Origin of the sequence: Burkholderia sp. Ax-1720 (genome assembly GCF_011753035.1) — a bacterium.
Taxonomy (GTDB): Bacteria; Pseudomonadota; Gammaproteobacteria; order Burkholderiales; family Burkholderiaceae; genus Burkholderia; species Burkholderia gladioli.
Map to the genome: position 1 here is coordinate 27,941 of NZ_VWWK01000047.1, position 13,477 is coordinate 41,417.

A 13,477-nucleotide genomic window follows, 5' to 3' on the forward strand; every position below is an offset into this window, starting at 1 on the left:
CGAGTTATGTAGATGTCGCCGCTTTGCATACTTTAAGTTTTACCATTCTATTGACGACGATGGACTGATATTCAGGCCAGCCAGGTAGTGACTGGAGGTATGAATTTTCATCATACACCTCAAGGTACGCTTTCCCAGGCGGGAGCTTGTTTACTGCGGAACGAAGGGAGTCCTCAAGCTTTGCGTGATAAACCACATGGGTTCTAGGAAAGGACTCGGAAAAATTGGAAGGAAGTACCATAGGGTCGGGCGGTGTCGCGGGAAAATTCATTCCTGCGTCGTAATAGTTTGATCCCCATTTGGTTGTTATGTCGTTACCCACGCCCTCGATTTGAATTGCTTCTGCTACAACGGGCCAGTTTGCCGTGACAAGTCGATAGAGCCCACTATCGGTGTTCGAGGCATCCGCGGAATATGGGCTAAGTCGACTCACGACTTTGTCTGCCTCGGCGGCGTAAAACTGCTTTGTTGGGTCAAAGCTGTTGCCCGCTGCGTTCCGTAAAAAATCAGCGGTTCCGCCGGGATTACAGTACGCGTAGGCGATAAATATCCCAGCGCACGATTGATTTGGGATAAATGTGGCGTCTGTTTCCCCTCCCATAAGTCCCCCAGCGATAGATACACGCTGCTTGACAATCCAATCGTAGGTTACTTCCGGCTCGCTAATTTGCTTGAGCGCAGAATAGATGCCGCTCATTATCATCGCTTCCGCGGGCAACGCCGGGTTTATGTAGGTTTTCAGGAATAGATGGCCAGAAATGTCGTCTGGGTTGAACGGAATGGAAACATTCGATGGAAGCACGTTGCCCGTTGCCAGACGAAGCGCCCCTATAACGGCGTCGGAATCTGAGGTGACATAGCTCCCGGCGCCTAGAATTTTTGCGGCCGGATTGCCCACGCCTACGACCTTGATGTTGTCGGGCTTAACTCCCGCAATTGCGGTGACCTTCTGGTAAACGGAATTGGAATAGAGCACACCCTGCGAATGGGAAACAATTAACACTCTCTTGCCATCTTTCAGGATGGCGTCACTGACCTGCGCCACCTGCGTTTGCACATTCGCATCCGCATACGCGGTAGTCGTTGATACATCTCCGGCAATCCGTCCTGCATTTGCGGCGTTTACCTCATTGACTGCCTGCTGCGCTTGCGAGAACAGTGAGGGATCCATGCCGGTCGATAGTCCGATTATCGCTCGCGTCAATATGGTCCAGTTTAAATTGGCGTTTTCCGAGAGCTTCTGCTTATATACACGAGTCAAATCGTCAACGATGCCGCCGGTCTTATTCTGCAGGTTCGCGTAATCGATGGGGACTTCGTTAAAACTGGTGCCGATTTTTGATTTAAGAACGTTTCTGGCTGCAACCATGTCATCTAATGCATTGAGTATGCCATTGCTGAAAAATATCAGATATGGGGACTGGCATTTGTTCGCATCATCTGCTTTTGTCTCGCCGGCAAAGGAGAGGCAAAGGAAGAGGGCTGCCAGAGAGGCAATTATTCGCATGGATTTCCTTTTGGCTCGTACATTACGCGACCTGCCTGGAGGTCGACCGCTTTCCAATAAGCCCTGAATCGTGCCTCGGTGTCAATGCTCATGGCGGTAATGATTTTAATTTCATCCACGCGATTTGTGCCAATGAGCTGCATAATGCAAGTTACTCTTTTATTTATGTCGTCGGCTGCTTGAGTGGCCGCTTCTCGTGTCGAGCCATATTCTATAAGATTTTGTTGGGCGGCTGCGTAATTGATAAATGCCGATCTTATTTTTTCGTCTTTATATTTTCCATCAATGTATTCCAAGATGTCATCTCGCACATGGTATTTGTTGGTTACCTCCCCGCGCAAGCTTTCACTCGGTTGACCGTTTCCGCCCTCTTCATTTGATATTCCGGAACGTGACTCTGACAACGTGAAGCTATTGGCGCTGCCAGTTGGTGTCATTTGTGCACCATTCGATCGATTGGTTTGTGCCGTCGTCACGCTACTTTTCTCGCCGGATGCATCGGTGCCACGAATTAGTCCGACGGTAACGGCAACAACGGTTAAGCACGCAACCGTCCCCCAAATCCATCTGGTCCGCTTCATGATTCCCCCGTTGTTAGATCATCAAACTTACTAGCCTTCTTGAAAGTTTCAAGAACTTTCTTAACTGTAATATTTATTAGTTTCGGAGGCTAATGTTTTGTGATAGCTAAAATTCCGCCTCGCGTTACAAATTTCGACATTAGTCTCTTCGACGTTTCACCGAGCGTCGTCGCTCACGACGAGTGAGTCGAAATAGATCTCGATCGGCTGGCGGAGGCCCCGTCCGCGATAACGACCGCTCCTTGAGCTTGACGCCGCCCGCGACGATCATTGCGGCCCGCTGCTGGCCAGCGCAATAGCCTTTGGCGGAGCTGCCGCAGGGCTGTGGTGGACGGTGCCCGGAGCGCCCCTCCTCGCTGGGGCTCAGCGCGGGTGGCACTGATCAGCGTGTCATTCCTCTGGCCAGCGGCTCCTGGACTTCGCGCGGTATTGTCAGGTTGTTCGGTGAGCGGACGAACGAAGGCGGCGGGACGGCAGGCGCGCAAGACATCATGCCTCGATGGCCTCGATGCCGGCCCGCGGCACGGCATTCGGAATCGGCGTCTCAAAGCTCGCGCACGTCCGCGATCGGCGTGCTGCCGAACTGCTCGCCGAGCGCGTAGTCGAGCAGCTTGCGCGCCGCGTCCTCGGGCGTGCTCAGCGCGCCGCTGGCCTTCAGTTGCGTGAAGCGTTCGAGCTGCGGGAAACGTTCCGCCTCGGTGGCGCGGATGCTCGCCTGCATGTCGGTATCGACCACGCCCGGCGCCACGCTGGCGATGCGCAGCGGCCCGTTCGCGTCGAGCGCGACCGCGCGCGCATGATGGTCGAGCGCGGCCTTGGTCGCGCAATAGACGCTCCAGCCCGCGTAGGCGTTGCGCGCCGCGCCGCTGGACACATGCAGGATACGGCGTTCGAGCGAGCCGCTGCCGAGCTTGGCCACCGCGGCCGCGAACATCAGCGGCGCCGTCACGTTCAGCGCCACCGCCTGCGCGATCGACTCGGGCGACTGCGTGGCCAGCGGCCCGATCGGCTCGACCATGCCCGCGTTGTTGATCAGCAGCACGCTGCGCGCGCCCTCGGCGAAGCGTTCGAGCGCGCCGCCGGCCAGCCAGGCGGCGATCGCCGCGGGGTCCGACAGGTCGAGCGCGAGTTCGGCGAGGCGATCGGCGCCGAACTGCGTGGCCAGCGAGGGATGCGCGCGGCGCGAGATGCCGAGCACGGCCACCTCGCGTTGCAGCAGTTGCGCGGCGAGCGCGGCGCCCAGGCCGCGCGTGTGGCCCGTGACGATGGCGCGGATCGGCTGCGAGAAGGAGACGGTCATGATCGAGATCCCGGTTGGCGTCGTGATGGAAAGCGCGCCGCGCGCATCGCTGCGCGGCGGCGCGAGCAGGCCGCTATCGTAACGAGCCGGGCAGGCGGGAGCAACGATGCCCGGCGCGGCTCAGGCCAGCGCCGCCGCGTTGTCGGCATGCAGCGCCACGGCCGCCGCCTCGATCTCGCGCAGTTGTGCCGGATCCTCGATGCGCGACAGGAATTCGCCGATCGGCCCGAGCGAGGCGATGCCGGCCGCCTCGACGGCCGCGTGCAGCACGCGGATCGGCGAATAGGCGTCGCGCGCGTCCTCGAGCGCGATGAAGCGCTCGCGTAGCGCGGCGGCGCGCGCGTCATCGCCGTCGAGCAGCGCCAGGCGAATCGCGTTCGACAGCGCCGGCGCCACGCAGCAGGAACCCGAGGTGAAGGCACGCAGCCCGAAGCCGCGGAAATGGTCGATCACCGGCCGCTCGCCGATCCCGCTGATGATGCGCTCCGCGCCCAGGCGCTCGACCAGCGCGGCCAGCACCGCATCGCGGCGCGGGTCCTCGCGCACGATCGCGTACTTGACGGCGCATACGGCGCCGTCCTTCACCAGCGCGGCGAGATCGTCCTCGGCGAGATACCCCTCGTCCTTCACATAGGCGATCAACGGCCGGCCGTAACGCTCGGCGAGCTTGCGCAGGCCGGTGGCGACGCCGGCCGGCGTGGACGGGAAGCGCAGTGGCAGCACCATCGCGGTCGGGAAACCGCGCTCGGCCAGCAGGGCGAGCTGTTCGCGCGCCTTGCCGAAATCGGGGCCGACCGAGGGAATCAGCCATTCGCCGGCCTTCAACTGCGCGGCCAGCGCATCGACCACGGTGCCGAGCTCGGCCACCCCGAGGTTGTAGAAATTCGCGTTGCCGCCATACATGTAGGTGCTGATGCCGCCGCGTTTCAGGTGCGCCAGCAGTGCGCCGTTGGCGGCCGCGTCCTGGCTGCCGTCGGCGCGGCGCGCGAGCGGCGGCACCGCGATCACGGAGCCGCGCAGGTCCTCGACGCTCACGGGGGTGGTTTTCATCGATCGGCCTCAACATGTAAAATTGATTTACAACTTTAGCGGACCAAACGGCTGGCTGGCAACATGACCGAGGGTAATCACCGAGCCCGCGCCGGCCACGCCCGAATCGCGCCCGGCGGCCGCCGATCCAGGCAGCCAAAGGCTTGTGCGGCGCCACTACCGGCATCGCCGACGCCGTCCACTCATTGCCAGTGGTTCCGCGATTGGTAAAATCGTCACCCGACTTGTTAGCCTCCCAGGACTCGATGGATTCGATGGACGACCTCGCGAGCGCCGGCGCGCTCGAACGCACCCGGCTGTCCGACACCGTGTACGCGGCCCTGCTCGACGGCATCGTCGGCGGCAACTACGCGGTGGGCGACCGCCTGCCGCCGGAGAACCGCCTGGCGCAGCATTTCTCGGTGTCGCGCCCGGTGGTGCGCGAGGCGCTGCGGCGGCTGCAGAGCGACGGCATCATCGTCTCGCGCCAGGGTTCGGGCACCTATGTGCAGCGCAGCCCGGCTCGACAGGTCACGGCGCTGGCCACCAGCCGCAAGCTGCGCGACGTGCTGCAGGGCTTCGAGGTACGGCTCTCGCTGGAGGAGCTGGCCGCCCGGCTGGCCGCGCGCCATCGCAAGGAACGCGACCTGCTGGAGATGGAGCGCGCCAGCGAGGCCCTGCGCCTGGCCTTCGCCAGCCCGGTGTCGCGCGAGGCCGAGATGGAGGCCGACTTCGCCTTCCATCGCGCGATCGTGGTGGCGAGCGGCAACCAGTTGCTGCTCGACCTGCTCGACAGCGTGGCCGAGCGGCTCAAGGCCGGCATGCACATGACGCTGTCGCTGACCAGCGAGGCTTCGGAACAGCGCCGCGCGCGCGTGCTCGACGAGCATGACCGCGTGCTCAAGGCGATCCGCGTGGGCGACCCCGACAGCGCGGCGATCGCGATGCGCTACCACGTCGACCAGGCGCGCAACCGGCTGCTCGACCGCCAGTTGGATCGCTGAACGCGGCGGCATCGCGCGCGCGGCGAGCGCCGCTGGATCGCAGCCTTCCGCCCGCGCCCTGCCCCTCGACGCGAACCCGTATCAAGTTGTCACTTTGTTTGACATGTCCGGCGAGCGAATGCTACCTTGCCGCGATCCAGTAGCCGGTGCCTTGCCCCAGCCGGGCGGCCGGCCTCGCAGCGTTCGCCGTCACCCCGCCGTCGCCCCCTCGTCCATCGAAGCGACCCGCTCCGCGGCCCCGGCTCCCCGCCCGGGCCCGCGCCCCGTGTCCGGCCACGACTCGCACGCAATCCGCATCACGGCGCCGGCGCGGCGCGAAGCCTGATCCGTTCCGCGCGGCACCGCCACCGACCCACCTTGCCGCATCGCAGGAGACAGACGGAATGGACCACGAAATCACCGGAAACATGTTGCTGGGCGCCGCTTCGGTGCGCGGCACGCAGGGCACGCTGCGCGCCTTCGCGCCGGCCAGCGGCCAGGAGCTCGAGCCGGAGTTCGGCGCGGGCGGCGCGGAGGATGTCGATCGCGCCTGCCGGCTCGCCGCCGAGGCCTTCGACCCTTATCGCCAGGCCGCGCTCGACACGCGCGCCGCGCTGCTGGAAGGGATCGCCACGCGTATCGAGGCGCTGGGCGCGACGCTGATCGAGCGCCTGCACCAGGAAACCGCGTTGCCCGTGGCGCGCCTGGAAGGCGAACGCGCGCGCACCTGCGGCCAGTTGCGCCTGTTCGCGAAGCTGGTGCGCGACGGCCGCTGGAACGACGCCACGCTCGACTCGGCGCAGCCCGAACGCAAGCCGCTGCCGCGCTCGGACCTGCGCGCGCGCAAGATCCCGATCGGCCCGGTAGCCGTGTTCGGCGCCAGCAACTTCCCGCTGGCCTTCTCGGTGGCGGGCGGCGACACCGCCTCGGCGCTGGCCGCCGGCTGCCCGGTGGTGGTCAAGGCGCACGAGGCGCACCTGGGCGGCTCGGAACTGGTGGGCCGCGCGATCCAGCAGACGGTGGCCGAGCTGGGCCTGCCCGAAGGCACCTTCTCGCTGGTGATCGGCAAGGGCAACACGGTGGGCGAGGCGCTGGTCGGGCATCCGGCCATCAAGTCGGTGGGCTTCACCGGCTCGCGGCGCGGCGGCCTCGCGCTGTCGGCGATCGCCGCGGCGCGCGCCGAGCCGATCCCCGTGCATGCCGAGATGAGCAGCATCAACCCGGTGGTCCTGATGCCGGCCGCGTTGAAGGCGCGCGCCACGCAGATCGCGCAGGGCTTCGTCGATTCGCTGACGCTCGGCGCCGGCCAGTTCTGCACCAATCCCGGCCTGGTGCTGGCGATCTCGGGCCCCGACCTCGATACCTTCGTGGCCGACGCGGCCGCCGCGCTCGCCACGCGCCAGGCACAAGCCATGCTGTCGGCCGGCATCGCCGCCACCTATCGGCGCCAGATCGGCGAGCGCGCCGAGCAGACCGGCGTCGCCCAGGTGGCCGACGGCATCGCCTCGGACAATGCCTGCAGCGCGCTGCCGGTGCTGTTCCGCACCACCGCGGCCGAATTCGTGGTCAACCACGGGCTGGCCGACGAAATCTTCGGGCCGGCCTCGATCGTGGTGTCGTGCCGCGACGAGGCAGAGCTGCTGCGCGTGCTGGAGGGCGTCGAGGGCCAGTTGACGGCCACCCTGCAGCTCGATGCGGCCGACTACCCGGCCGCGCGGCGCCTGCTGCCGGTGCTGGAGCGCAAGGTGGGCCGCATCCTCGCCAACGGCTACCCGACCGGCGTCGAGGTCTGTCATGCGATGGTGCATGGCGGCCCGTTCCCGGCCACCTCGGATTCGCGCACCACCTCGGTGGGCACCATGGCGATCGACCGCTTCCTGCGCCCGGTCTGCTACCAGGACCTGCCGGCCGAGCTGCTGCCCGAGGCGCTGCGGGACGACAATCCGCTCGATCTCTGGCGCCTGCGCGACGGCGAATTCGTCAAGGGCTGAGTCAGCCGCCGATCCGGATCGCGGCAGCATGCCGGCCAAGCGCTTCACGCGCGCCGGCCGGCACAAACGAAAAGGGCCGACGCATCGCGCGTCGGCCCTTGTTGCTTCTCGGCCCGCAGACGGCCCGGAAACGGGCCGGAAACGGGCCGCTCGATCAGCTTGCCAGGTCCGGCGGCAGCTTGCCGCCGTTGGCCGCCAGCGCCTGCATCAGTTGCTTGTGCAGCCAGATGTTCATGCTGGCCGAATCGTTGGTGTCGCCGTCGTACTTCAGCTCCTGCGCGAGCTGCTTGCGATGCTCGAGGCTGCTGTCGACGCCGAGCGCCTTCATGGTGTCGACGATCGACACGCGCCAGTTCAGCGTCTGGCCGCTCTCGCTGACCAGCTGGTCCATCACGGCGGCCACGTCGACGTCCGACAGCGGCGGCGTGGCCGGCGCGGCAGCCTGGGCCGCGGCCGGATCCGGTTGCGGCGTTTCGGCGGGCGGTGCCTGGTCCGGCTTGGCCTTGCCGAACAGCTTGTTCACGATATCGCCAAAGATGCTCATGGTCGGCACTCCATTCGGTTGGTGAAATTCGGTTCGTGACAAAGGAATGCACGCGCACGGCTTGCGATGCGCATGCCGGCGCCATGTTACCCGGATTGCCCCGGCGCGATTGTCAAAAGTGGTAAGCGCGACAGGCTCCGGATCGCGCGTTCAGAAGTGGATCCGGCAGGATTCAGGCGCCACGGTGAACCATGAAATCGTTGCCACGGCCACGTAGACGAGCACAAGGCCGATGAAGCTCGGATAGGGGCGGAAACGGATCGGCACCTGGCGGCGCGCCAGCGCCACCACGCCCACCCACAGCGCCAGGCCGGCCAGCGTGAGGAGCCAGTTGCCGAGCGCCTGGCCACCGCCGATGATCGTGAACAGCAAGGTCCAGCCGAGCGCCAGCCCCAGGTCGCGACACTGGGCCGTGAAGAAGCCGAAACCGCCCGCCATCAGCAAGGCGATGGCGAGCAGCAGCAACCAGGCGCTCTGGAACAGCAGATGGGCGGGCCGGCGCGGCGCGGGCGCGGCGGCAACGACGCCGGGCTCGGCAGGCGTGGCAGGCGTGGATTCAGGTTCGGTCGGCGTATTCATCGGCTCCTGGATCGGCGGTGGGCAACAGGCGCATCATAGCGCCGCGCGCGCGTGGCCGTGACCGGGGCCGATGACGACGCCGCTCGAACGTTCAGGCGCTCATTGCGACTGCGTGCACGGCGCCGGCGCCGAGGCATTGAGCGGCGCGGCGCTGGCCTGCTTCACCGCCTGCGCCGCGATCTGCTGCAGGCGCGCGGCCAGCGTGGCCGGCACGCCGAGCTGCTGAGCCGCCGTCTCGTTGCCGCCGAAACGCGTCACGTCGGTGCCGGTCACTTGCGCGAACAGCACCAGGCCGGCCAGGTAGGCGCCGTCGACGTCGGGATGCAGGTAATCGGGCGAGCTGATCTGCGGATCGTTGACGGCATTGATGCCGTACCAGAGCAGCGGCAGGCTCGACGAGGCAAAGGGGTTGGGATTGGCCACGCCCTGGTTCCAGGCGAGCCGCCAGGCTTCGCCCACCGGCGCGACGCCGGCGATCGCGCCGTCCGTCGAGGCGGCGTTGTAATAGGCATCGTGGTTGGCATCGCTGAGCGCGCCGAGCGCCGACTGGTACTGCGTGGCGAAGCCTGCCGCGCCGGTGTTGCCGGCCAGCGCCTGCGCGAGGTCCGCGCGCGCCCAGGGTTCGTAGAGATAGACGTTCGCATGCGGCGCCGCGCCGTGGACCGCGCGCTCGATGGTCTGCACGCTCGCGCAGAAATCCTTCGGATTACTGACGCTGCTGCCGGTCAGCGCGGTCGGCAGCGGCTTGGTGCTCAGCTCCTGCAGCACCACCGCGTTCCAGCCCGGCTGCGCGATCACGCCCGAGGCCGCCGCGAAATTCTTCGACAGGCTGGTCTGCGAGATCGCCTCGATATGCACGTCGTAGCGCAGCCCGGCCTCCGCCGCGAGTTGCGCGAAGATGGCGGGAATCCCGCCCCAGGGGCCCGGCTCGAGCTCGGCGCGCGCGCCGGTCTGGCCGTAGTTCTCGTCGACCACCAGGGTGGAGGCGCTGGTCGAACCGGCCGCACCGCCCGAATGATAGGGGCGCACCGGCGTGTAGCGGCCGTGCGTGAGGCTGTCGCCGACGAACAGGATGTGCTGCACGCCGGCACTCGCCGCCGACGACGACGCGCTCGAGGAAGACGAAGAGGACGAGGCCGTGGAAGACTGGTTCACGGCCGGCGCCGAGCCGCCGCCGTCGCCGCCCCCGCATCCCGCCAACGCGAACACGGCACCGCATGCGCCAGCCAGGGCGGCTGCGCGCGGGAAAATACGCTTGTCGATCACCACTGCTCCTCCGATCGGGCGATCGGCCGATTGCGCGTCGCCCTGTTGTCTCGACGATTCCGCGCCTTGCCGAACCGCCACGATACGAAGGCGCGCATCGCAGGCGATGCCGCGCCGATCCTCGCCGAGCGGCTCGCCCGATCGTTGCGCGCGCACCGACGAAGCGGTCGATGCACGTGCCGAACGCGGCTGCCGTCGGTCATCTGGCGCAGCCTACGGACGTGGGTTCACAGCGTCCAATATGATTTGGCGCGCCTGTCCATATCGGCGCGATATGCGAAACGCGGCACGCGGCGCGGGCCGCGCCGCTGCTCGCGACAAGCTTTCAGTTCGATTCGCGGCGCCGGCCGCGGCCGCGCGCCGGCAGGGTTTCCCCGAGCGAGCGCCGAGGCGACGACGACGATGGGCGGCGAGCGGTGGCAGCCCGGCGGCTCAGCGCGAGCCCAGCTCGGCGAGCAGCCAGTCGCGAAACGCGACCAGCACCGAATGCTGGCCGACCCGCGGCGGATAGACCAGGAAGTAGGCACGCGAACTCGGCACCGGATCGAAGGGGCTGACCAGGCGGCCGTCACGCAGTTCCTCGTCCACCAGCATGCGCGGCACCAGGGCGATGCCGATCCCGGCCACCACGGCCTGGATCAGGTGCGAGGTCAGCTCGAAGCTGGGGCCGGGCCGCGGCGCGTCGTGAGGCAGCCCGTTGGCCTCGCACCAGACACGCCAGGCGTCGGGGAAGCTGCGCACGCGCAGCAGGCTCATGCCGGCCAGCGCCCGCGCATCGGGCGCGGGGCGGCGCCGGCCGGGGGCGCCGCGTCGCTTCCAGGCGGCCGGCAGCACCGAGGGATGGCCGACCAGCACCAGTTCCTCGTCATAGAGCCGGTGCGCCACCACTTCGGGCCAGCGCCCGTCGCCAACGGCGATCGCCGCGTCGATCTCCATCGCCGAGAAATCGACGGCGTCGATGCGCGAATGCAGGTCGAGCTGCAAGGCGGGATGCGCGAGATAGAAGCGATGCAGGCGCGGCATCAGCCACTTGGCGCCGAAGGTCGGCAGCGTGGCCAGCCGCAATTGCGTGGCGGGCGCCTGGGAGGCCAGCACGCGCAGCGTGGCGTCGCGGATGCGCGCCAGCGCGCCGCCGATCTCGGCCATGTAGGCGCGCCCGGCATCGCTGGGCCTGATGCGCTTGCCCTCGCGCACGAACAGTTCGACCTCCAGCATCGCCTCCAGCGCCTGCACCTGCCGGCTCACCGCGCTTTGCGTCAGCGACAGTTCCTCGGCCGCGCGCGTGAAGCTTTCATGCCGCGCCGAGGCCTCGAAGGCCAGCAGCAGCGACATCGAGGGCGTCAGTTTCCGATAATTCATTCATAAATCTCATGATCAACCCGAGGAAGATACGTTTGCGGGCGGCGCCGGTCGATCCGACAATCCACCGGTGGCGGTCCGCCCGGAATCGTGAAGGACGCGCCGAATCGAGCCCAAAACCCTTTTTCCCCGCCCGCCACGATGACCATTGCCCGGCTCCCCGTCGACGAATCCCTGCCTTCGGCCATCGATCGATTCTTGCATGAATTGCGGGCCGCCGGCTTCGAGGGCGAGATCGACCGCCGCCATGCCACGCGCACGGTGCTGGCCACCGACAACTCGATCTACCAGCGCCAGCCCGCCGCCGCGCTGTTCCCGCGCCACGCCGCCGACGTGGCGCGCCTGGCGGCCCTGCTCGGCGAGGCACGCTTTCGCGGGGTTCATGTGGCGCCGCGCGGCGGCGGCACGGGCACCAACGGGCAGTCGCTGACCGACGGCATCGTGGTCGACCTGTCGCGGCACATGAACCGGATCCTCGCGATCGATCCGGTGGCGCGCACCGCGCGCGTCGAGGCCGGCGTGGTCAAGGACCAGCTCAATGCCGAGCTGCAGCGCCACGGCCTGTTCTTCGCGCCCGAGCTGTCGACCTCGAACCGCGCCACCATCGGCGGCATGGTCAGCACCGACGCCAGCGGCCAGGGCAGCTGCACCTACGGCAAGACGCGCGACCACGTGCTCGCGCTGGAGACCGTGTTGATCGGCGGCGAGCGGCTCGCCAGCGCCCCCGTCGACGAGGCCGCGCTCGCGAGCCTGTGCGCGCGCGGCGACGGCATCGGCCGCGTGCATCGCGTGGCCAGCGGGATCCACCGGCGCGAGGCGCAACGGATCCGCGAGCAGTTTCCGGTGCTGAACCGCTGCCTGACCGGCTACGACCTCGCGCACCTGCGCGACGAACAGGGACGCTTCGATCTCAACAGCGTGCTGTGCGGCTCGGAAGGCACGCTCGGTTTCGTGGTGGAGGCCACGCTGAACGTGCTGCCGATCCCCAGGCACGGCATGCTGGTCAATATCCGCTATCGCGGCTTCATGGATGCGCTGCGCGATGCGCGCGCCCTGCTCGCGCATCGCCCGCTGTCGATCGAGACCGTCGATTCGACCGTGCTGCGGCTGGCGCGCGAGGACATCGTCTGGCAGGGCGTGGCCGAGTTCTTCCCCGACGATGCCGCGGTCGAGGGCGGCGCGCAGGGCATCAACCTGGTCGAGTTCAGCGGCGACGACGCGGACCAGGTTCGCGCGCGCGTCGCCGCCTTCGTGGCGCGGCTGGAGCAGGAAGCGAGCCCCGCGCGCCTGGGCCTGACGATCGCCGACGGCGATGCCGCCGTGAAGCGCGTCTACGCGATGCGCAAGCGCGCGGTGGGCCTGCTCGGCAACGTGCAGGGCGAGTCGCGGCCGCAGCCCTTCGTCGAGGACACGGCCGTGCCGCCCGAGCACCTGGCCGACTACATCGCCGAGTTCCGCGCCCTGCTCGATGCCCGCGGCCTGCGCTACGGCATGTTCGGCCATGTCGATGCGGGCGTGCTGCACGTGCGGCCGGCGCTGGACCTGCGCGACCCGGCGCAGGCCGCGCTGATCCGGCCGATCTCGGACGCGGTGGCCGCGCTGACGCGCCGCTACGGCGGGCTGCTGTGGGGCGAGCACGGCAAGGGCCTGCGCTCCGAATACGTGCCCGACTATTTCGGCCCGCTCTACCCGGCCCTGCAGGAACTGAAGGCGGCCTTCGATCCGCACAACCAGCTGAACCCCGGCAAGATCGCGACCCCGGCCGCCGACGGCGCGCAACTGCTGCGCATCGACGCCGTGCCGCTGCGCGGCGAGCTCGACCGGCGCATCGACGAACGCGTCTGGCAGGCCAATGCCGACGCGCTCCACTGCAACGGCAACGGCGCCTGCTACAACTTCGATCCCGACGACGCGATGTGCCCGTCCTGGAAGGCTACGCGCGAGCGGATCCACTCGCCCAAGGGGCGTGCCTCGCTGATGCGCGAATGGCTGCGCCTGCAAGGCGAGGCCGGCACCGACCTCACCGCCGAGCCGGTGGCGGCGCCCTTGCCGGCGCGCGCGCTGAACAGCCTGCGCAAGCGGCGCGGCGAGGCCGATTTCTCGCACCAGGTGCACGAGGCGATGGCCGGCTGCCTGGCCTGCAAGTCCTGCGCGGGGCAATGCCCGGTCAAGGTCGGCGTGCCCGAATTCCGCTCGCGCTTCCTGGCCCACTATCACACGCGCTACCTGCGTCCGCTGCGCGACCACCTGATCGGCTCGCTGGAGTTCACGCTGCCGCGCCTGGCCGCCGTGCCGGGCGCGCGCCGCGTCTACAACGCGCTGCTGGACACGGCGCCGG

The 13,477-nt window shown here is 67.4% G+C and carries 11 protein-coding genes; 3 read left to right on the forward strand and 8 right to left on the reverse strand.

Annotation, left to right across the window (positions count from 1 at the left end):
* Positions 1-4: 4 nt before the first annotated feature.
* The 4 genes from F3J18_RS16240 to F3J18_RS16255 form a co-directional block, all read right to left on the reverse strand.
* Positions 5-1,507: a hypothetical protein gene (locus tag F3J18_RS16240; RefSeq protein WP_166913335.1), complete on the reverse strand. Its 1,503-nt coding sequence runs from the start codon at positions 1,505-1,507 to the stop codon at positions 5-7.
* Complete coding sequence (locus F3J18_RS16245; RefSeq protein ID WP_166913336.1) at positions 1,498-2,088, reverse strand: hypothetical protein; 591 nt, start codon at positions 2,086-2,088, stop codon at positions 1,498-1,500. Before F3J18_RS16245 ends, F3J18_RS16240 begins: the two co-directional genes overlap by 10 nt.
* A gap of 544 nt (positions 2,089-2,632) precedes the next feature.
* Positions 2,633-3,388 (reverse strand): SDR family oxidoreductase, encoded by a 756-nt coding sequence (locus F3J18_RS16250; RefSeq protein WP_166913337.1) that lies wholly within the window; start codon positions 3,386-3,388, stop codon positions 2,633-2,635.
* Between the two features lie 120 nt (positions 3,389-3,508).
* Positions 3,509-4,438 carry a dihydrodipicolinate synthase family protein gene (locus tag F3J18_RS16255; RefSeq protein ID WP_166913338.1) on the reverse strand — a complete coding sequence of 310 codons (930 nt, stop codon included), beginning with the start codon at positions 4,436-4,438 and terminating at the stop codon, positions 3,509-3,511.
* 254 nt (positions 4,439-4,692) lie between these two features.
* On the opposite strand from F3J18_RS16255, the gene F3J18_RS16260 reads away from it, so the two are divergent.
* Together F3J18_RS16260 and F3J18_RS16265 are read left to right on the forward strand one after the other, a co-directional pair.
* A complete protein-coding gene (locus F3J18_RS16260; RefSeq protein ID WP_017920234.1) occupies positions 4,693-5,421 on the forward strand; it encodes a FadR/GntR family transcriptional regulator in 729 nt (242 codons plus the stop codon).
* 383 nt (positions 5,422-5,804) lie between these two features.
* On the forward strand, positions 5,805-7,391 hold the full coding sequence (locus tag F3J18_RS16265; protein WP_166913339.1) for an aldehyde dehydrogenase (NADP(+)): 1,587 nt from the start codon (positions 5,805-5,807) through the stop codon (positions 7,389-7,391).
* Positions 7,392-7,545: 154 nt separating this feature from the next.
* On the opposite strand, the gene F3J18_RS16270 is transcribed toward F3J18_RS16265, so the two are convergent.
* From F3J18_RS16270 to F3J18_RS16285, 4 genes are all read right to left on the reverse strand, one after another.
* Positions 7,546-7,935: a DUF3597 domain-containing protein gene (locus F3J18_RS16270; RefSeq protein WP_017920232.1), complete on the reverse strand. Its 390-nt coding sequence runs from the start codon at positions 7,933-7,935 to the stop codon at positions 7,546-7,548.
* A gap of 150 nt (positions 7,936-8,085) precedes the next feature.
* Positions 8,086-8,514: a hypothetical protein gene (locus tag F3J18_RS16275; protein WP_025097605.1), complete on the reverse strand. Its 429-nt coding sequence runs from the start codon at positions 8,512-8,514 to the stop codon at positions 8,086-8,088.
* Between the two features lie 99 nt (positions 8,515-8,613).
* Entirely contained in the window at positions 8,614-9,669 is a 1,056-nt protein-coding gene (locus F3J18_RS16280) for a hypothetical protein (protein WP_152554322.1), read from the reverse strand.
* A 543-nt stretch (positions 9,670-10,212) separates the two neighbouring features.
* Positions 10,213-11,139 carry a LysR substrate-binding domain-containing protein gene (locus F3J18_RS16285; protein WP_166913340.1) on the reverse strand — a complete coding sequence of 309 codons (927 nt, stop codon included), beginning with the start codon at positions 11,137-11,139 and terminating at the stop codon, positions 10,213-10,215.
* A gap of 141 nt (positions 11,140-11,280) precedes the next feature.
* Here F3J18_RS16285 and F3J18_RS16290 point away from each other — a divergent pair.
* Positions 11,281-13,477: FAD-binding and (Fe-S)-binding domain-containing protein (locus F3J18_RS16290; protein ID WP_166913341.1), on the forward strand; the 2,197-nt coding region annotated here is incomplete at its 3' end.